This window comes from Aurantiacibacter gangjinensis (genome assembly GCF_001886695.1).
Lineage (GTDB): Bacteria > Pseudomonadota > Alphaproteobacteria > Sphingomonadales > Sphingomonadaceae > Alteraurantiacibacter > Alteraurantiacibacter gangjinensis.
This window is the reverse complement of sequence record NZ_CP018098.1, coordinates 184,117-203,017: the sequence shown is the minus strand read 5'-3', so window position 1 is coordinate 203,017 and position 18,901 is coordinate 184,117. Positions and strand designations below refer to the sequence as shown.

The 18,901-nt window shown below is 63.4% G+C and carries 21 protein-coding genes; 11 read left to right on the top strand and 10 right to left on the bottom strand.

The window, feature by feature from the left end; translation table 11 throughout:
• Positions 1-5 precede the first annotated feature (5 nt).
• Positions 6-1,172, bottom strand: a complete 1,167-nt coding sequence (locus BMF35_RS13155; protein WP_047007877.1) for a phospholipase D-like domain-containing protein — start codon at positions 1,170-1,172, stop codon at positions 6-8.
• A gap of 105 nt (positions 1,173-1,277) precedes the next feature.
• Here BMF35_RS13155 and rpoZ point away from each other — a divergent pair, with 105 nt between their 5' ends.
• Positions 1,278-1,622 (top strand): DNA-directed RNA polymerase subunit omega, encoded by a 345-nt coding sequence (rpoZ, locus tag BMF35_RS13150; RefSeq protein ID WP_047007878.1) that lies wholly within the window; start codon positions 1,278-1,280, stop codon positions 1,620-1,622.
• A 72-nt stretch (positions 1,623-1,694) separates the two neighbouring features.
• Here rpoZ and BMF35_RS13145 read toward each other — a convergent pair whose 3' ends face one another.
• Complete coding sequence (locus BMF35_RS13145; RefSeq protein ID WP_047007879.1) at positions 1,695-1,928, bottom strand: DUF3072 domain-containing protein; 234 nt, start codon at positions 1,926-1,928, stop codon at positions 1,695-1,697.
• A 106-nt stretch (positions 1,929-2,034) separates the two neighbouring features.
• Here BMF35_RS13145 and BMF35_RS13140 point away from each other — a divergent pair, with 106 nt between their 5' ends.
• Positions 2,035-3,105, top strand: a complete 1,071-nt coding sequence (locus BMF35_RS13140; protein WP_047007880.1) for a DUF3667 domain-containing protein — start codon at positions 2,035-2,037, stop codon at positions 3,103-3,105.
• Between the two features lie 6 nt (positions 3,106-3,111).
• Here BMF35_RS13140 and BMF35_RS13135 read toward each other — a convergent pair whose 3' ends face one another.
• The 3 genes from BMF35_RS13135 to ftsH form a co-directional block, all read right to left on the bottom strand.
• Positions 3,112-3,492 carry a hypothetical protein gene (locus BMF35_RS13135; protein WP_052766160.1) on the bottom strand — a complete coding sequence of 127 codons (381 nt, stop codon included), beginning with the start codon at positions 3,490-3,492 and terminating at the stop codon, positions 3,112-3,114.
• Between the two features lie 124 nt (positions 3,493-3,616).
• A complete protein-coding gene (locus BMF35_RS13130) occupies positions 3,617-3,889 on the bottom strand; it encodes a hypothetical protein (RefSeq protein WP_047007881.1) in 273 nt (90 codons plus the stop codon).
• Positions 3,890-3,944: 55 nt separating this feature from the next.
• Positions 3,945-5,894 carry an ATP-dependent zinc metalloprotease FtsH gene (gene ftsH, locus BMF35_RS13125; RefSeq protein ID WP_047007882.1) on the bottom strand — a complete coding sequence of 650 codons (1,950 nt, stop codon included), beginning with the start codon at positions 5,892-5,894 and terminating at the stop codon, positions 3,945-3,947.
• 373 nt (positions 5,895-6,267) lie between these two features.
• Here ftsH and BMF35_RS13120 point away from each other — a divergent pair, with 373 nt between their 5' ends.
• From BMF35_RS13120 to BMF35_RS13100, 5 genes are read left to right on the top strand one after another with little or no spacing between them, the layout of a single operon-like run.
• The gene (locus BMF35_RS13120; RefSeq protein ID WP_047007883.1) at positions 6,268-6,450 is read left to right on the top strand and encodes a hypothetical protein; all 183 of its coding nucleotides are present in this window, start codon (positions 6,268-6,270) and stop codon (positions 6,448-6,450) included.
• Positions 6,447-7,034, top strand: coding sequence for a hypothetical protein (locus BMF35_RS13115; RefSeq protein WP_052766161.1), 588 nt, complete (start codon positions 6,447-6,449; stop codon positions 7,032-7,034). Before BMF35_RS13120 ends, BMF35_RS13115 begins: the two co-directional genes overlap by 4 nt.
• Positions 7,031-7,462, top strand: coding sequence for a hypothetical protein (locus tag BMF35_RS13110; RefSeq protein ID WP_052766162.1), 432 nt, complete (start codon positions 7,031-7,033; stop codon positions 7,460-7,462). The genes BMF35_RS13115 and BMF35_RS13110 overlap by 4 nt, the downstream gene beginning before the upstream one ends.
• Positions 7,459-7,671 (top strand): helix-turn-helix transcriptional regulator, encoded by a 213-nt coding sequence (locus BMF35_RS13105; RefSeq protein ID WP_047007938.1) that lies wholly within the window; start codon positions 7,459-7,461, stop codon positions 7,669-7,671. Before BMF35_RS13110 ends, BMF35_RS13105 begins: the two co-directional genes overlap by 4 nt.
• Positions 7,672-7,691: 20 nt before the next feature.
• Positions 7,692-8,603: an alpha/beta fold hydrolase gene (locus BMF35_RS13100; RefSeq protein ID WP_082115752.1), complete on the top strand. Its 912-nt coding sequence runs from the start codon at positions 7,692-7,694 to the stop codon at positions 8,601-8,603.
• Here the strand turns inward: BMF35_RS13100 and BMF35_RS13095 are convergent.
• On the bottom strand, positions 8,600-9,592 hold the full coding sequence (locus tag BMF35_RS13095) for a hypothetical protein (protein ID WP_047007884.1): 993 nt from the start codon (positions 9,590-9,592) through the stop codon (positions 8,600-8,602). The two genes, BMF35_RS13100 and BMF35_RS13095, sit on opposite strands and share 4 nt — an antisense overlap.
• Before the next feature lie 79 nt (positions 9,593-9,671).
• Here BMF35_RS13095 and BMF35_RS13090 point away from each other — a divergent pair, with 79 nt between their 5' ends.
• The gene (locus BMF35_RS13090; protein ID WP_236781604.1) at positions 9,672-10,535 is read left to right on the top strand and encodes a class I mannose-6-phosphate isomerase; all 864 of its coding nucleotides are present in this window, start codon (positions 9,672-9,674) and stop codon (positions 10,533-10,535) included.
• A gap of 121 nt (positions 10,536-10,656) precedes the next feature.
• On the opposite strand, the gene BMF35_RS13085 is transcribed toward BMF35_RS13090, so the two are convergent.
• From BMF35_RS13085 to BMF35_RS13070, 4 genes are all read right to left on the bottom strand, one after another.
• On the bottom strand, positions 10,657-11,442 hold the full coding sequence (locus tag BMF35_RS13085; RefSeq protein WP_047007885.1) for an enoyl-CoA hydratase-related protein: 786 nt from the start codon (positions 11,440-11,442) through the stop codon (positions 10,657-10,659).
• A gap of 51 nt (positions 11,443-11,493) precedes the next feature.
• Positions 11,494-12,846: an NADP-specific glutamate dehydrogenase gene (gdhA, locus tag BMF35_RS13080; protein WP_047007886.1), complete on the bottom strand. Its 1,353-nt coding sequence runs from the start codon at positions 12,844-12,846 to the stop codon at positions 11,494-11,496.
• Between the two features lie 87 nt (positions 12,847-12,933).
• Positions 12,934-13,806 carry a 3-hydroxyisobutyrate dehydrogenase gene (gene mmsB, locus BMF35_RS13075; protein WP_047007887.1) on the bottom strand — a complete coding sequence of 291 codons (873 nt, stop codon included), beginning with the start codon at positions 13,804-13,806 and terminating at the stop codon, positions 12,934-12,936.
• Between the two features lie 13 nt (positions 13,807-13,819).
• Positions 13,820-15,313, bottom strand: coding sequence for a CoA-acylating methylmalonate-semialdehyde dehydrogenase (locus BMF35_RS13070; RefSeq protein WP_047007888.1), 1,494 nt, complete (start codon positions 15,311-15,313; stop codon positions 13,820-13,822).
• Between the two features lie 190 nt (positions 15,314-15,503).
• On the opposite strand from BMF35_RS13070, the gene BMF35_RS13065 reads away from it, so the two are divergent.
• From BMF35_RS13065 to BMF35_RS13060, 3 genes are all read left to right on the top strand, one after another.
• A complete protein-coding gene (locus tag BMF35_RS13065) occupies positions 15,504-16,520 on the top strand; it encodes a hypothetical protein (protein WP_156172204.1) in 1,017 nt (338 codons plus the stop codon).
• A 166-nt stretch (positions 16,521-16,686) separates the two neighbouring features.
• Positions 16,687-17,442: an ImuA family protein gene (locus BMF35_RS13810; protein ID WP_052766164.1), complete on the top strand. Its 756-nt coding sequence runs from the start codon at positions 16,687-16,689 to the stop codon at positions 17,440-17,442.
• Positions 17,443-17,452: 10 nt separating this feature from the next.
• Entirely contained in the window at positions 17,453-18,898 is a 1,446-nt protein-coding gene (locus BMF35_RS13060; RefSeq protein ID WP_206539564.1) for a Y-family DNA polymerase, read from the top strand.
• Positions 18,899-18,901: the final 3 nt, after the last annotated feature.

Here is an 18,901-nt window from a genome sequence, read left to right as displayed (position 1 = left end):
CCGCGCTACAGCCCCAGATTTAATTTGCGGCTGACATTGTAGTCCACGACCGACACGAGAAACCAGCTCGCCCACCATTTGGCGCGGGTCAGCAGGGTGGCATCCTTTTCATACTCGGCCTGCGTGATGCGGTCACTGGCCCTGCGGCGGTGCTCCAGCAATTCGCGCATCCGGTCGGCGAGCACGGCGTCTTCGATCCGCAGCACGATTTCCAAGTTCACATAAAGGCTGCGCATGTCGAAATTGGCGCTGCCCATATAGACCGCGTCGTCCAGCACGATCAGCTTCGTATGCAGCTTGCAGGGCATGAATTCGTAGATCTTCGCGCCGGCTTCCAGCAGCTTGCCATAGAGCGCACGACTGGCGCCGAGCGTTGCCCCATTGTCGCTCTTGCCGGCCATGATGAGCGTCGTTTTGCCCTTGCGGGCGATCGCATGGATCTTCTCCCGCAGCTTCTTGTTAGGCGAGAAATAGGCCATCATCATGTCCAGCCGCTCGCCTTCCTGCAGATCGCGTGCGACGCATTGCGCCCAGCTCGATTTGCCCTTGGTCGGCCCGCCGATCAGCAATTGCACCGGTGCATCGCCTGACTCCCAATGTTCCACGCGGCGGCGGATGTCGCGGAACTGCGCCTTGTCGTCGCTCGCCCATTCGACGAGCTGCGCATACCATTCAGCCACACGGCCCACCGCCTCGCCTTCCATGCGAAAACCTAGATCGTTCCACCCATTCTCTGCTGGCGGGGCGAAATAATCGTCCTCGATATTGAAGCCGCCAAGCATCACGGCCTTGTCATCGGCGATCAGGATTTTCTGGTGGTTGCGGATAAGCGCGCGGCGGCTCCATTTGGCGAGGAAGCACAGGAATGTGCCCCCAGCAGCGGTCAGGTCGGCGAAGAAATCCTCGTCCACCTCTGCCCCGAACCCGTCGACGATCAGCGTGACCTCGACGCCGCGCTTTGCCGCCGCCACCAGCGCGTCGCGCATCTCCTCGCCCACACCCTTCCTGGCAAAAATGTAGAACGCGATTTTCAGGCTTTCCTGCGCGCTCTCAATCATTTCCAACATGGCCGCCTTGCGGTCGGCACCGTCGGGATAGAATGTGAAGGAAAGACCCTGCGCTTCGGCGGTAAACGGGTCCGGCTCGCGATAGGGTTGCGCTGTTTGCGTCATTGCCACCCTGTTAGCAGACGCGGCGCTGAGGGAAACCTTGACGAATCTGCGCAATCCGCCTACCTCGCACGCTTTCCGATACCCTCGATTTTTCCGGAGTGCTCTATGGCGCGCGTTACTGTCGAAGATTGCGTCGACAAAGTTCCCAACCGTTTCGATCTCGTCCTGCTGGCCGCCCAGCGTGCGCGAGAAATCTCCGGCGGTGCGGAAATCACGCTCGATCGTGACCGTGACAAGAACCCGGTCGTCGCGCTGCGCGAAATCGCCGAGCAGACCGTAAAGCCCAAGGCGCTGAACGAATCGCTGGTGCAGTCGCTGCAGACGATCCTGCCCGACGAGGAAGACGAGGCGGACGAAATCGGTTCGCTGAGCCAGTCGGCAGAGGCCATGCGCCTCTCGGCTGCCGCCCCCACGCGCTCCACCTCGATCGGTGCCGATTACGAAGGCTGATCCTCGCGATCGTCGAATGTCCAAAAAGGGCCGCGCTGCGAGGCGCGGCCCTTTTTGTTGGCGGCAAAAGACTTACTGGCCCCGGCCCGTTTCCTCTTGCAGCGCATCGATGCGTTGGGACGCCTCCGCCTTGGTCAGCTGCGGATCGTAAGCATCGGGCTGCCCGGCCTCTTCGCTCAGCGTCTTGAGATAGCTGGCCTGCGCGCCGGTCATATTCTCGTCCCCCGTCGTCCAGTTTTCCGGATCCTTTTCGGCATTCGATACCGGATCGGCCTTGGGGGCTTCGGTGGGTGTAGGTGCGGTCACTTGCAGTCTCCTTTCCTACATGACGGCTTTGATCCTCTTTTGTTCCGGCTCGACCTGCTCTGCCCGCAGCGTTAGGATCGGCAGTGGATCAAGGGGACGGTTTGCTATGAGTGACTGGTTCGGCGGGCTCGGCTCGGCTGCAGAAGGCGGGCTTTTCGCACGCGCGATCGAACCGGATTCGGGCGCGAAGGATGCCCATCCCGACCAGCCCGACAATTGTCGCAATTGCGGCGCTCAGCTGACGGGCGCCTATTGCAGCGCTTGCGGGCAGCAGGGGCTCATCCACCGCACTATCAGCGCGTTCGTGCACGAATTGCTGCACGGCGCGCTGCATTTCGAAGGAAAGCTATGGCGCACGCTGCCGATGCTGGTGTTTCGCCCCGGCAAGCTGACGCGGCGCTATATCGATGGCGAGCGGGCGCGCTTCGTTTCGCCCATGGCGCTGTTCCTGTTCGGTGTCTTCCTGATGTTCGCCGTGTTCCAGGTGCTGGGCCTGACCGCGCCTACCGGCCTGCAGTCACCCGACACGCAGGCTGCAGTCGAACGGATCGAAGCGCGCGCCGAGGCGGAGCGCGACACGGCGCAAGAGCGACTCGACGCGATAGAAGAGAATGCCAGCACAGAAGAGCGGGAAGCGGCAGAAACCCGGCTGGCAGAGGCGCAAACCGTGCTGGACGGTCTGGAGCAGATCGAGGCGCTCGATCTTGCTGCCAACTCCCGCACCAATTTCGTCGGTACAATCGGAATACCGGCGCTGGACGAGGTGCTGATCGAGAAGTGGCAGCAGGACCCGGACCTGATGATCTATAAATTGCAGGCCAATGCCTACAAATTCAGCTGGATGCTGATCCCGATCTCGATCCCCTTCATGTATCTGCTTTTCCTGTGGCGACGGCGGTTTGCAGGCTACGATCATGCGATTTTCGTCACCTATTCGCTCAGCTTCGTGACGCTGCTTTTCATTACGCTATCGCTGCTGGCGAAGGCTGGTATCGAGGCGGGCGCGTTGGTGGTCGCAGCCATGCTGATTGTGCCGGTACACATGTACAAGCAGTTGCGCTATTCATACGAATTGAGGCGGTTCTCAGCATTCTGGCGGCTGATGGCGCTGAGCCTGTTCATCTGGATCATCATCACGCTGTTCCTGTGGCTACTGCTGGCTCTAGGCGCCTTCTGAGACGCTTCAGTTGCACGGATAGCGCTGCGCCATCATGTCGAAGAAGGCGCGCCGGATGGTGATGCTGGGCCGGCGACTCGCCGGATAGCTGCGCAGATGCGAGAGGACATCGTCAGACGAGAGCCTGGCGCTGCCCTGCTCGGGCGGGCAGCTATGCGGCGTGCGGCCCGCTGCGCGGTCGCTGGCGATGCGGTTGCGGTAGAGAGCAGCGCTGGCCTCCACCTCGTCCTTCAACAGCCCGAAGTCGCTCGATAGCAGCGCGAGCGGGCCGCGCCGCTCCAGCCGCTCCGCCTTTTCGAGAAACTCGTCCAGACGCATGTCCTGCGCCGAAGCGGTGGCGGGAATGGACAGGCTCATGGCGAAGATGGCGGCAAAGACTAGGCGCACGTTCGGGTTCTCCCATTGATGATGCGCGCCGCTTTCCTTTCTCGAGGGTGAACCATATGTGAAGGGCGGCGCATCGCTGCACCGCCCATGTCCATGTCCATATCTGTAGGAAAGCCTCGACCGGTCAGTCTGTGCCGTCGAGTTGCCCGTCGGTCTGGGCTTCGGCCGCTTCGTCATCGGCCATGTTGTCACGCAAATCGGCGGCGCCTTCGCTCACTTCGTCAGCAGCGACAATGGCCGCATCCTCGACAACTTCCTGCACGACTTCGGCGTTTTCAGCGGTGTCGGCAGCAGCGTTCTCTAGCGTGGTTTCCGCATTATCCGCCGTCTCCGGCGAACAGGCTGCAGCAAGCATGAGCAGCGGCGCGGAGACGAGGATAGCATTCAGTTTCGTCATGGCATGACCTCCTTGATCTTCACGACAATGCACGAAGGTGCCTGGTGGCTCCCGCTCAGGCCCCCTGGGGAGCCTCGCTATCGCCGCCGAAGCGCTTGCCGGCCTTGGGCACCAGCGAGCCATGCGCAGGCTGGACCGGTATCGGGCCGGTCGGCGTGTCGGGGCGGTCGATCTTGCCATCCTTCATCAGCTGGTCGATTTCGTCGCCGGTCAGCGTCTCGTATTCCAGCATGGCCTGGGCGAGCAGGTGGAGCTTGTCCTCCTGCTCGGTCAGGATGTCGGTGGCGCGCTTCAGGCCGCTTTCGACGAGATCCTTGATTTCGGCATCGATCAGCTTGTTGGTCTCCGCACCGGACATGGTGCGGGTCGTCTGGCCCATACCGAGATAGCCTTCCTGGCTCGCCTCATACTGGAGCGGACCGAGCTTGTCGCTCATGCCCCATTTGGTGACCATGTTGCGCGCCAGATCGGTCGCATACTGGATGTCGCCCGATGCGCCGCTCGATACCTTGTCATGCCCGAAGATGATCTCTTCTGCGACGCGGCCACCCATCGCGACGGCGAGGTTCGCGTGCATCTTGTCGCGGTGGTAGGAGTAGTTGTCGCGTTCCGGCAGGCGCATCACCATGCCTAGCGCGCGGCCGCGCGGGATGATGGTGGCCTTGTGGATTGGGTCCGATGCCGGCTCGTTCAGCGAAACGAGCGCATGGCCCGCCTCGTGATAGGCGGTCATCTTCTTCTCGTCCTCGGTCATCACCATGGACTTGCGCTCGGTGCCCATCATCACCTTGTCCTTGGCGTCCTCGAATTCCTGCATGGCGACAAGGCGCTTGTTGCGGCGCGCCGCAAGGAGCGCCGCTTCGTTGACGAGGTTGGCAAGGTCCGCGCCGGAGAAACCGGGCGTACCGCGCGCAATGGTGCGCGGGTTCACGTCGGGGGCCAGCGGCACCTTCTTCATGTGCACGGCAAGGATCTTCTCGCGCCCATCGATATCGGGGATCGGCACCACGACCTGGCGGTCGAAACGGCCCGGTCGCAGCAGCGCCGGGTCGAGCACGTCGGGGCGGTTGGTGGCAGCGATGATGATGATGCCTTCGTTGGCCTCGAAACCATCCATCTCCACCAGCAGCTGGTTCAGCGTCTGCTCGCGCTCGTCATTCGAGTTGCCGATGCCGTTGCCGCGATGGCGGCCCACGGCGTCGATTTCGTCGATGAAGACGATGCAGGGCGCATTCTTCTTCGCCTGTTCGAACATGTCGCGCACACGGCTTGCGCCGACGCCAACGAACATCTCCACAAAGTCGGAGCCGGAAATGGTGAAGAAGGGCACGCGCGCCTCGCCCGCAATTGCGCGGGCTAGCAGCGTCTTACCGGTACCCGGCGAGCCGACCAGCAGCGCGCCCTTAGGGATGGTGCCCCCCAGCTTGCTGAAGCGCTGCGGGTCTTTCAGGAACTCGACGATTTCCTGCAATTCCTCGCGCGCTTCGTCGATACCGGCCACATCCTCGAACGTGACGCGGCCCTGCTTTTCGGTCAGCATCTTGGCCTTCGACTTACCGAAACCCATCGCACCGCCCGCGCCGCCGCCTTTCTGCATTTGCCGCAGCACGAAGAAGGCGAGACCCAGGATGAGCAGGAAGGGCAGCGCGTTGATCAGCACGACGAGCAGCAGCGGCATCTGCTCGGCCTCGGTGCCGTTGTAGACGACGTCGGCTTCCTGCAACTCTGCCGCCAGCTCCGGATCGGGGACCGGCGTGGTGGTAAACCGCTCGCCATTCTCCAGCTGGCCGCTGATGCGATCGGGCGCGATGGCGACTTCGGCAACGGAGCCTTCGGCCACCTTGTCCTTGAAGTCCGAATACGGGATCGCCGTCCCTGCCGGTTCGCGCGGTCCGCCGACCATGGTCACCACCAGCAACAGGGCGAGGAAGATCCCGCCCCATACCATCAGGCTTTTCATCCAGGGATTGCCGCTGCCTTCTTCCGGCTCGCGATTGTCGCTCATGTCGATTGAGTCCTTTCGTGAGACCCAATGTAGGCGCGACCCGGTGAATGGCAAGATAACGTCGCTACCGGCTTTGGGGTGGCTATCTTTGACCCGAGGCGGTCCGTGCACGGCGCTAACCTGGAGCACCTGGAGCACTGTCCAGACGCAAAAAGGCCGTGGGGCAAGATATGAGCGAAAAGGCCGATAAAGCAGGTATTTGGGGCGGGGCGATATCATGCGGAGGAGCCTGTCGCAGCAATCGCTGTGTAGGAAAGTGTTTGCTTCGCCGACCGCCGGTTGGCGTCAAGCGTGCCAATCACAATGTCAATGTCGCTTGACAAGCGGGCGAATCGTGTCTAGCTCCCTTTACATATTTTCAAGGGAGCTTGATATGAGCGATATCCAAAAAGCGCTGCTCTGGGCCTCGGCGATGGTTGTCCTGGCGCTCGCGGTTGCTGCCGGTCTGGTGAGCGAAAGCACCGCCACGCCGATCTTCTACACCATCCCCGCGCTCTCCGTGGCGACATCGTCGCGCATGCGCTGCTGCGGGATTTTCGCACGGAGGAAGGAATGACCGCCACCACGCAAAGTAAGGCGAAGCCGGGTCTGTGGATCGGCCTGTTTTTCGCCAATGCCGCCGTCATCACGGTGCTGCACATCACCGATGCGATCAACGCCCCGACCTTCTGGATCGTCCTCGCGCTCAATTTCGTGCTGCTGATCCCGATCATCAAATCGGGCAAACAGTTGCAGGAACAAAAGGGCGCGATGACGCGAGCGATGCGCGATTACAATCGCCGCTTCCTGATCTGCAGCGCCATCTATTCGGTGCTGATGCTGGGAAGCGCTGGCATCGCGAACCGCATTGCAGACGGCTCTACGCTCATGTGGGGTCTTGCACTCCTGCCCATGCTCCCGGCGTTCGGCATGATCTGGACGATGATGCGCTACCTGCGCGAAGAGACAGACGAATATCAGCGGTACAAGGCGGTCCGCGCCTCGATGGTCGGGCTCGGTTTCGTGCTGGTGCTGGGAACAGGCTGGGGCTTTCTCGAGACATTCGGTCTCGTCCCGCACATCTGGGCATGGTGGGTGTTTCCAGCCTGGGCCATCGGCCTCGGCTTCGGCATGATCGGCGCCGGTAAAGGAGAAGCATGATGATCGCCATCAGCAAACGCGCGACTGCCGCAACCCGTCGTTACTTCTGGCGCATAGCCGCCGCGATGGCCCTCTATATTGGCTCGCTCTACGCCTGCGAAATTCTGATCGAGGATAACGGCCTCGCCGGGCCGGCCGCCTATGCCTTGGCAGCCCTGCCCGGCCTCGCCTTCGCCGCCGTGCCGTGGATCTTTACCCGGCTGATCGTGGAGGAGACGGACGAGTTTTTCCGCATGCTCTATGTCCGCCAGCTTCTCGTGGCGAGCGGCCTGACGCTGACCGCAGCGGCCGTCTGGGGCTTCCTCGAAACCTACCTTCCCGTGCCGCATATCGCCGCCTTCTGGTGGCCGACCCTGTGGTGCTTCGGCTTGGGCGTGGGCGCAGTCTACGACAAGGTAACGATGGGCGTGGCGGGAGAGTGCAGGTGAACAATCGCCTCCGCGTACTTCGCGCAGAGCGGCAATGGAGCCAGCAGGACCTGGCGGACAGGCTGGAGGTATCGCGCCAAAGCGTGAATGCCATCGAGACCGGCAAATACGATCCTTCGCTGCCGCTCGCCTTCAAGATCGCAGATGTGTTCCAGCTTACGATCGAGGAGATTTTCCTCCGCGATACCGCCGAGCAGGCGGCGCAATAATCCACACGAGGACCAACCTTATGACCCGACTGATGAAACAGATCGCATCCTTGGCGATCGCCCTGCTTGTCTTAGGCGCGGCGCTGCCCATGCCGTCCACCGCGCTGGCGCAGGACCGGTTCGAGCCGACCCGCTTTTCCGTCGAAGTGAGCGGAGAAGGCGATGACATCATCTTCATTCCCGGCCTGATGACCAGCCGCGAAGTGTGGCGCGAAACGGCGGAGGATCTGGAAGGTTACCGCGTCCACCTGGTGCAGGTTCGCGGCTTTGGCGAAGAGGCGGGCCCCAATGCGGAGGGCGAGGTGCTGGCGCCTGTCATTGCGGAACTGGCGCGCTATATCGCGGAGAACGACCTGCAGGCGCCTGCCATCGTCGGCCATTCGGCCGGCGGGTTGATGGCGATGACGCTGGCGGCGCAGCATCCCGAACTGCCCGGGCGCATCATGATCGTCGACGCCCTGCCATGGGTGGCGCATATCTTCGTGCCGCCGGGAGCCGAGCCGGAGATGGTTGCAGTGCTGGCGCAGGCACAAGGTATGCGGGCGATGATGGCGCGAGGCTGGAACGGAGAACTCGGACCCGGCGCGCCCGATTCGACGCTGCGCACGCAAATATTGGACGAGGAGAATTTGCCGCGACTGCGCGAGCTGACTGGGCGCACCGATCAGCGCGTCGCCGCGCAGCTGATGTACGATGTGATGGCGAGCGACATGCGGCAGGAGATTGCCGCCATCACCGTGCCGGTCACTGTCATTGTACCGCTCAATCCGGACTTCATGTCACGTGAGCACATCAGCGCCTTTTACGGCGCGCAATATTCCGCGCTGGATGGCGTGTTCCTTGTCGATATCGGCCCTGCTGGCCATTTCGTGATGCTCGATGCGCCCGCCCCCTTCACGGTTGCGGTGCAGCAGTTTCTGGAGCGCGATTAGAACAGCGTCTGTTTCACCGGCACGTCGAGCCCGGCCTGCTGTGCGATCATGCCGATCCATTCGGCCACCTGCTCGCACTCTTGCTGGAACGAGGGTGAGGCTTCGGCGATCTTCTGGGGATCGGCGAATGCCCCGCCGAGCTTGGCGTGCTTGGCGAAGATCGGACCGTCCATGACCGCCGATATGGCCGAGGCGTCTGCCTGCAGTCCGGCGAAGTCCAGCACGGCTTCGATAGTCCGGCTGCGCTCCGCATTGAAGCGATCCCCATCGAGGATGCGAAACCGCTTTCCTTCATTGCTGCCCACCAGCCCGGCAAACAGGCGCTGCGACAGGAACCATGCGAGACCGGCCGCCTGCAGGTCCGTCATGCTGAATTGCTCGCGCCCATCCATGCCGAAATCCATCCCGGCATAACCCATGACTTCCAGGTAGAGCTGGCGTCCCCAGCGCCGCCCCATCAGCGCGCGGCGATCGACCGAGCGCAGGAAGCTCTCCAGCGGGTTGGTCATCAGCACGGCCTTCGCGTCGGGCCGCGCGGCCATCAGCGCAGGTATCAGCATGTTGGCGTGATTGGTCGGTTTGACGAACACGGCGCGCGCATCCGGCCATGGGCGCGAGAGCAGGTTGCAGACGGGCTTCACCAGCCCCTGCGCCGCGTCACCCGCGCCTGCGAGTTGCGTGACGATCTGCGGCTCCGCCATGCCGACACTCACCCCGTCCATGTTCATCGCCCGCGCGAGCAGGGTGGAGCGGCAGAACGCGCTGTGAAAGATGAAATGGATCGGTCCTGTCTCGACCGTCATTGCCTGCACATCGGCAAAGGACAGCCATGCCTCGTCGGCAATCTCCTCATCTGTCACATCAGCGAGGAAACCGGTCGCGCTCAGGCGGTCCCGCGCGATCCGAACGAAGTGAATCCGTTGCCCCGCAACGTCCAGCGCGTGCGGCAGCCAATGCGGATCTTCGGCGATTGTGGCGGGTGCGGTCATCGCCCTTTTCCTAGCGCGCGCGCACCAAAAAGCGACCGCGTTGTAAAAATCGCAAGATATGCATGGCAATTATGCGCGCATGACTGCATTTTCGCCTATCGCCGCGACTGACGAAGGGTTCGCCATGCTGCTGGAGCCAAAGGTGATCGAAAAGGTCTGGGGCCGCGACGTGCTGCCCGCGCCTTTCGTCGCTCCCGATGGCGTGCGCGTGGGTGAAATCTGGTTCGACCCGACGCCCGACATGCCGGACCTGATGGTGAAATACCTCTTCACCGGCGAGAAGCTGTCCGTGCAGTGTCATCCCGATGCGGCGCAGGCGCTCGCTTCAGGCTTGGGCCGCACCGGCAAGGCGGAATGCTGGGTGGTGGTCGATGCCGCGCCGGGCGCGACGCTGGGCATCGGTTTCGACGCGCCGCTAAACGCAGACGCCATGCGTGCGGCTGCGCTCGACGGCTCTATCGAGGATTTGATGACGTGGCACACGCCGACGGCTGGCGACGTCTTCTATATCCCGGCGGGAACTGTCCACGCCATCGGCCCGGGCCTGGCCATCGTGGAAGTGCAGCAGAATGAGGATATCACCTTCCGGCTCTACGACTATGGCCGCGACCGGCAGTTGCACCTCGACGAAGGTTTGAAAGTGGCGAAGGGCGAGGTTTACAACTTGGCCGCGCACCGCACCACGGTGCCCGCAAGCGGCCACGCCTCGCTTGTTGAGGATGCGCCCTTCCGGCTCGATTTCGTAAACGGCATTCCCGACGACGCGCTGCTCTACAGCTACGCGGAACCGCTGCTGGTCGTGCCGCTGTCCGGCGAGCTGGTGATCTCCGGCGACGAAGTCGTGCGCCCGGGCGAATGCGCCTATGCGACCGACCTTGCCAGCGTAGTCTTCGCGCCCGAGGGCAAGGCGCTGGTTACGTCGCCCAAGTCTTATACTTCCTGAAAACTAAAACCGCTTACCCTGAGCTTGTCGAAGGGTTGCCCTTAATTTTTGCCAACCGCAGAAGGGAAAACAGCCCTTCGACAAGCTCAGGACGAGCGTGGTGCGGAACGGTTACCCCTGACTACCGCCCCGTCCACTTGGCCTCGCGCTTTTCGACAAAAGCGGCCATACCTTCGGCCTTGTCCTCGGTACCGGCCAGCACCTGGAACAGACGGCGTTCGTATTTGAGACCGGCATCCAGCGTCGTCTCGTACGCCGCATCCACCGCTTCCTTGTTGGCGATGGCAGCCAGCGGGGCCATGCCCGCGATGGTGGCAGCAGCCTCCAGCGCCTCGTCCAGCATCTTTTCATGCGCAACAACCCGCGCCGCAAGGCCGCAGCGTTCGGCTTCTTCGGCGCCCATCATGCGGCCCGTGAGGCACAGGTCCATGGCCTTCGATTTGCCGACGATGCGGGTGAGGCGCTGCGATCCGCCCATGCCCGGCAGCACGCCCAGCTTGATCTCGGGCTGGCCGAATTTGGCATTTTCGGAAGCGATGATGAAATCGGCCATCATAGCAAGCTCGCATCCGCCACCTAGCGCGAAACCATTGACCGCGGCGATCCATGGCTTGCGGCTGGCACGGGTGAAATCCTCCGTCCAGCCGGAGAACCAGTCCGCCTTGTACATTTCGGCGCTGCCCTTGTCGGCCATCTCCTTGATGTCCGCACCCGCGGCGAAGGCCTTGTCACCGCTGCCGGTGACGACGGCGCAGCGCTGGCTGTCATCGGCCTCGAACGCGCGGAAGGCTTGGATCAGCTCTTCCAGCACCTTGGAATTCAGCGCGTTGAGCGCATGCGGGCGATTGAGAGTAACCAGCGTGACGGCATCGCGCTGCTCGACGAGAAGGGTTTCATAATCAGACATGGCTGCTCCGATAGAATGAGGGCGCGGCGTGATAAAGGGGAAAGTCCGGCGTCACATCACCCCGAAAGCGAGCATGGCATCGGCCACCTTGCGGAAGCCTGCAATATTCGCGCCCTTGGCATAGTCGATATAGCCATCGCTGCATTCGCCGTGCTCCACGCATTTGCCGTGGATGTCTTCCATCAGGTCCGCCAGCATGTCTTCCAGCTTTTCGCGCTGCCAGCTGACGCGTTCGGCGTTCTGGCTCATTTCCAGGCCCGATACGGCGACGCCGCCCGCATTGGCCGCCTTGCCGGGCGCGAAGAGCAGCTTCGCATCGCGCAGAACCTCCACGGCATCATTGGTGGTGGGCATGTTTGCACCCTCGACCACGGCCATCACGCCATTGTCGACCAGCGTCTTTGCTTCGTCAGGACCGATCTCGTTCTGCGTGGCGCAGGGCATGGCGATATCGGCATCGATACCCCATGGCTCGCCGTCTTCGTGGAACTCCACGCCGTCATACTTGTCGGCGACTTCGCTGATGCGGCCGCGCTCTTCGATCTTGAGCTGCTTGATCCATTCGAGCTGTTCGGCACCGATCCCGTCCTTCACGTGGATCACGCCATCGCTGTCGGATAGCGACACGACCTTGCCGCCCAGCGCGATGGCCTTTTCGGCAGCATGCAGCGCCACATTGCCCGATCCGGAAATGACGATACGCTTGCCCTCGATCTCCTCGTCGCGCCGTTTCAGCATGTGGTCGAGGAAATGCACCGCGCCATAGCCCGTGGCTTCCACCCGCATGGGGGAGCCGCCATATTCGTTGGCCTTGCCGGTCAGCACGCCTTCCCAACGATTTGTGATGCGCTTGTACTGCCCGAACAGATAGCCGATCTCGCGGCTGCCCACGCCGATGTCGCCCGCCGGCACATCCACATCGGGGCCGATATGGCGGTAGAGTTCGGTCATGAAGCTCTGGCAGAAGCGCATCACCTCGGCATCGCTCTTGCCCTTCGGATTGAAATTCGCCCCGCCCTTGCCGCCGCCCATGGGCAAGCCGGTGAGCGAGTTCTTGAAGGTCTGCTCGAAGGCGAGGAATTTCAGCACGCTTTCGGTGACGCTGGGATGGAAGCGCAGGCCGCCTTTATATGGGCCGATGGCATTGTTGTTCTGCACCCGCCAGCCGCGCTCCACGCGGATATTGTGGTCGTCATCCTCCCAGCACACGCGGAAGGAGACGATGCGGTCGGGCTCGGCAATGCGGCGCAATATCTCCGCCTCGTGATATTCACGCTTGTCCTGGATCCAGTCGAAGATATCGCGCGAGACTTCGTGCACGGCCTGCACGAACTCGTCCTGGCCGGGATTGCGCTTTTTCACGCCCTCCATGAAGGTCTGGAAATCGGGGCATTCGGCAGACATGGCGGCTCCTCAATGGATAGCGGGCGCGCGCAATTGCGCCGCCCCTTCGTGAAAGAGGCGATTGACGCAGCAATCGGTTCCGTACATTCAGCTATATTCGGTGATGATGGCGGAGAAATCGCGGGTGCCATTGCCCGCTGCATCGAAGGCTTCGTAAAGCTCCTTCGCCAGCGCGCCGATGCGCGGATTGATATGCGCGGTGCCTGCCGCTTCCATCGCCAGCTTCAGGTCTTTCAGCATCAGCGCGGTGGCAAAGCCGCCTTGGTAATCGTTATCGGCAGGCGATTTGGGGCCGACGCCGGGCACGGGGCAATAGCTTGTCATACTCCAGTTCTGCCCGCTGCTGACGCTGGAAATGTCGTAAAAGGTCTGCGGATCCAGCCCCAGCTTCTGCGCCATGGCAAAGGCCTCTGCCGTACCGATCATGTGGACGGCCAGCAGCATATTGTTGCAGATCTTGGCGGCCTGCCCATTGCCCGCATCGCCTGCATGGATCACCGCCTTGCCCATCGCCTGCAGGATGGGTTGGGCGCGCATGAAAGCTGTCTCGCTGCCGCCGACCATGAAGGTGAGTGTGCCCGCCTCTGCTGCCGCGATGCCGCCGGATACGGGCGCGTCCACCATGTCATGCCCGGCCGCCTCCGCCGCCGCGATCACGTCGCGCGCACTGGTGACATCGATGGTGGAGCAATCGAGCAGCACGGCATCGGCAGGCGCGTTCCCTATCACCGTGTCGGTATAGACCGCGCGGACGATATCGCCATTAGGCAGCATGGTGACCACCGCCTCGACACCCGCCACCGCCTCGCGCGCGTCAGTGAAAGTCTCGCAGCCCTTCTCCGCCGCCGCGCCCAGCGCCGCTTCGGAAAGGTCGAAGGCGTTCACCTCATGCCCCGCTTTCACGAGATTCGCGGCCATTCCGCCGCCCATATTGCCAAGGCCGATAAATGCGATTTTCATGGGAGCGGCCCTCTTACAGCGTCGGAATCAGGAAGGCATTGTTGCCGTCCGCGCCGCCATCGGGCCAGCGCTGGGTGACGGTCTTCACCTTGGTCCAGAATTTCAGGCCTTCGGTGCCGTACTGGTTGGTGTCTCCAAAGGCACTGCGCTTCCAGCCGCCGAATGTGTGATAGCTGACCGGCACCGGGATCGGCACGTTTACACCGACCATGCCGACATTCACTCGTGACGCAAATTCGCGCGCGGCGTGGCCATTGCGGGTGAAGATGGCAACGCCATTGCCGTATTGGTGCTCGCTCGGCAGGCGCACAGCCTCCTCGAAATCCTTGGCGCGCACGATCTGGAGGACCGGGCCGAAGATCTCTTCCTTGTAGCTTTCCATGTCGGTGGTGACATTGTCGATCAGCGTGGGGCCGACAAAGAAGCCGTCCTCATGCCCTTGCAGGGTAAAGCCGCGACCGTCGATGACGATGTCCGCGCCTTCCTTCTCGGCGGTGTCGATCCAGCTTTCGACGCGGCTTTTGTGCTCCGGCGTCACGACGGGGCCGTAATGCGCATCAGGATCGTTGGAGACGCCCACGCGCAAGGCCTCGATGGCGGGGATGAGCTTTTCCTTCAGCCGCTCTGCCGTATCATCGCCCACCGGCACCACGACAGGCAGCGCCATGCAGCGTTCTCCGGCAGAGCCGAAGGCCGCGCCTGCCAGATCGTTCACCACCTGGTCGAGATCGGCATCGGGCATCACCACGCCGTGGTTCTTCGCCCCGCCCATGGCCTGCACGCGCTTGCCGTTATCCGCGCCGCGCTTGTAAACGTAATGCGCGATATCGCTGCTGCCCACGAAGCTGATACCGGCGATATCGGGATGGTCGAGGATGGCATCGACCATTTCCTTGTCACCATGCACCACCTGCAACAGGCCCGCAGGCGCGCCTGCCTCCAGGAACAGCTCTGCCAGGCGCACCGGCACGCTGGGGTCGCGTTCGGAAGGCTTGAGGATGAAGGCGTTACCTGCCGCCGTTGCCATGCCGAACATCCACATCGGGATCATGGCGGGGAAGTTGAACGGCGTGATGCCAGCCCCGATGCCGATGGGCTGGCGCATGGAATACACGTCAATGCCCGTGCCTGCGCCCAGCGTATGCTCGCCCTTGGCGACCTGCGGGATGCCGCAGGCATATTCGATCACTTCCAGCCCGCGCTGCACGTCGCCCTTGGCATCGTCCACGACCTTGCCATGCTCACTGGCGAGCAGTTCGGCTAAGTCCTGCATGTTCGCCTCGATCAGTTCCTTGAAGGCGAACATCACGCGGCTGCGCTTTTGCGGGTTTTGCGCTGCCCATTCCACCTGCACGCGCTTGGCACTGGCGACGGCCTTGTCGAGCAGCGCGGCATCGCCCAGCGCGACCTGCGCCTGCACTTCGCCGGTCGAGGGGTTCCAGATGTCGTGGGTGCGGGTTCCCGCCTCGTAATGCTCGCCATCAATGAAATGGTGGACCTGGCGCATGGCTGTTTCCTCTCTCGAATCTCGTTTGGCGCTCCGCCTGTCAGGCGAGCTTGTTTCACGCAAGACCAAACTCGCCAAAGCTCTGCTTTCTGACGGCACAATGAACGGCGCAGGCCCATCCTTATGGCATGGTCGCACCACGCTTTCTTGGCGAATGTGCGGGCAGCATCATTCCTGGAGGCTTGAAATCATGCTTCGTTATCTGACCATTATCGCCGCGCTGCCAATGGCCGTTGTCGGCACCGTCGCCGCCATGCCATCCGATGCCGCCGCCCAGCGGTTGCCGCGCATCCAGCGTCCATCCATGCCGAGCGTGCCCAGCATGCCGCAACTGCCGACGACCGACCGCGTCACGCGAGACGCGCCGACCGCGACCCCGCAGCAGCAACCGCGCGGACGCCCGATGGACCGCCGCAGCGGACAGAATGGCATGCAGGATTTCATGAACGACATGAACATCGTCGCGCAGGGTGTCACGCCGACCGATGGCAGTTCGCAGGCTGCGGGCGATGCCGAAATGGACCGGCTGGTCACCGCATATGAGGCTGCCGTGGACCGGCTGGCCGCACGCAATTATCCCGGCCTGCCGCCGCAAATGGTCGATGCGCAGATGCGCGAAGTGCAGATGCATTACGACCGCGTGGCAGAAGGCGTGGACGACCAGATCGAATGGGCCACCACGCGTGTATCGGCCAATGGCGGCACCAATGAGCGCATGCCCATCCTCGCCTACAACCAGCTGCTCGCCATCGGGGTAGAGATGGACGGCGCGACGACGCTGTTTCCCGGCAATGCCACCTACAGCGCAGCCAAGAACAGGATCGATGCCGAGCTTGCGCGCCTCGGCTCGCGCGATGGTGCAGGCGATGCGTTCGAAGCATCGGCCTTGGCGGAGGCGGCCAATGTGCGCATGCCGGCTTCCATCGACTCCAGCTCGGGCGCGATCGCCCAGTTCCGCCAGGGCTGGGCGACCGGCGGCATCGATTACACGATCATGGCGATCCACGTGACCAGCGGCTGGAGCGACAAGTTCGTGGGCGGACGCCGCGTGGGCCAGACGCGCGATGCCGCCATCGCCGCACGCAGCCCCAGCGATCCGGACCGCTGCAATCTCTACAGCTTCACCATCTTCCGCGACCTTGGCGGGGCGATCCGCCGCGACTCGCATTCCACCACGCGCATCGCCTGCGAGAACGTTCCGGGCTGAAGCGCAGCCGCCCGCGCCGGGTGCATCCAGCGGCGCGGGCGGATTTTTCATGGTTTGGCGGCATCGGTGCGACCTCGCGCCGGTGCCGTTTTCATAGGCGCGTTGACTCTGTGAAAGCGACAGAGCTACAATGGAACATATGATGAACATCGGTGCGATTCTCTGAATGGAACACGTGCCCGAAATGCCTGTGATCTCGAATGACAATGCGGATATTCTCCATGACCGGGAGGCGGATTTTCCCGGCAATGCACTGCCGTCCTCCCCGGCGCGGTCGGTGGAGATCTTTGCCGGTCCGCAAGATGCGGGCGCGGCCGGTTTCGCGCTGGCGCAAACCCCGCGCGAGGGGCGCGTGCTGTGGATTCAGGAACGCATGGTCTCGCTCGAGAAAGGCCGCCCTTTCGGCCAGGGCTGCGAGAGGTTTGGCTGCGGGGTGGACCGGCTGGTGCTGGCCTGCTCGCGCAATACGCGCGACCTGCTCTGGGCGATGGAGGAAGGGCTGAGATGCAACTCGCTCGCCGCCATTATCGGGGAAGCATGGGGCAATCCCGCCGTGCTGGATTTTACCGCCAGCAAGCGGCTGGCCATGCGCGCAGAGCGGCAGGGCGTGCCGGTTTTCCTGCTGCGCTACAATGCCCAGGCCGACCTGTCCGCCGCCCGCCAGCGCTGGCGGGTGCTATCGGCTCCGTCCGCACCGCACCCGCACGATGCGAATGCTCCGGGTTTGCCGCGATGGCATGCCGAACTGTTCCGCGCGCGCGATGCCAAACCCGGCAAGTGGCTGGTGCAATATGACCGCGCGGCGCATCGTCTCCATCAGGTTCCCGCATTTCGCGATCCAGCGCTGGCTGGGGAGGCGCGCCACCGCGCCGGCAATACCATCACCGGCAGCTTCATCCGAACCGCCGCCTCGCGCTCCTGATGGCCCGCTCGTGCTCGCACGCGAGGGCGCGCACGGGCCGGTCATCCACGATCTCGGCAAGGCGGCGCTGGCGCTGGGCCTGAAGCGCGGCGCGCGGGTTACCGACATGCGCGCGCTGGTGCCCGATCTGCGGGTGGAGGATGCAGAGGAAGCCGCCGATACCGCAGACCTTGCCATGCTGGCGCGCTGGGTGCGGCGCTGGTGCCCGTGGTCGCAAGTGGACGGCATGGACGGGCTGCTGCTCGACACGACCGGATCGGAGCACCTGCATGGCGGCGAGGCGGCAATGCTGGAGGAGATGCGCGCGCGTTTCGCCGCGCTCGGCCTGACCGCGCAAATCGCGGCGGCACCCACGATCGGCGCGGCATGGGCGCTCGCCCGCTATGGCGATGCCGCGCCGACAATCTGCCCCGCCGATGCCATCCAGCCTATGCTGGACCCATTGCCGGTTGCCGCATTGCGCCTCGATGCGGACACTGTCCTGCTGCTGCGCCGCCTCGGCCTCAAGACCGTGGGCGCACTTGCTGCCATGCCGCGCGAGGCGCTGGTGCGCCGCTTTCGCAAGATAGAGGCCCTGTCCGCCAATCCGGTCATGCGGCTGGACCAGGCGACCGGGCGGCAGAAGGAATTGCTCGTCTCGCCGGAAATCCGCCGTCCCTTGCGCGCGCTGCGCCGCCTGGCGGAGCCGCTGGGCGATCTGGCCGGGCTGGAACAGGTTCTGGGCGACCTGGCCGATGACCTTGTGCAGGTGCTGGAGGCGAAAGGCCGGGGCGCACGGATCTTGCGCTTTACCGCCTATCGGGTGGACGGGCAGGCTTACCATGCCGAGGCGCGCACCAGCCGCGCCAGCCGCGATCCGGCAGACCTGGTGCCCCTGTTCGATGGCAAGCTCGACACGATCGACCCCGGCTTCGGGATCGAGGCGGCTTGCCTCGAAGCAACCGATAGCGAGGATCTGGATGCCCAGCAGGCCGATCTGACAGGCAAGGCCCGCAGCGATGTCGCCTTTGCGCGCATGATCGACCGGCTGATCGCGCGCCTCGGCCCGCGCCACGTTCTCCAGCCCATACGACAAGGCAGCCATATGCCGGAACGCGGTGAAAGGCTGGTGCCTTATTCGCCGGACACCGCAGCCGCGCCGCGCGCTGTCCACCGCCGCGTGGCAGGGCCGCTGCGCCTGCTCGACAGGCCGGAAATCGCTGAAGTGGTGCACGCCGTGCCCGATGGCCCGCCCGCCCGTTTCCGCTGGCGGCGCAAGCTGCACGACATTGCCCGCTCCGCCGGGCCGGAGCGCATCGCGCCTGAATGGTGGCGTGAGAAATCGAGTGCCCGCCTGCGCGATTATTACCATGTCGAAGATAGCGAAGGCTGCCGCTTCTGGCTCTACCGCGAAGGTGTGGCAGGTGACGGTCGCGGCGATACGACGCGCTGGTATGTCCACGGGCTGGATGCGTAGGCC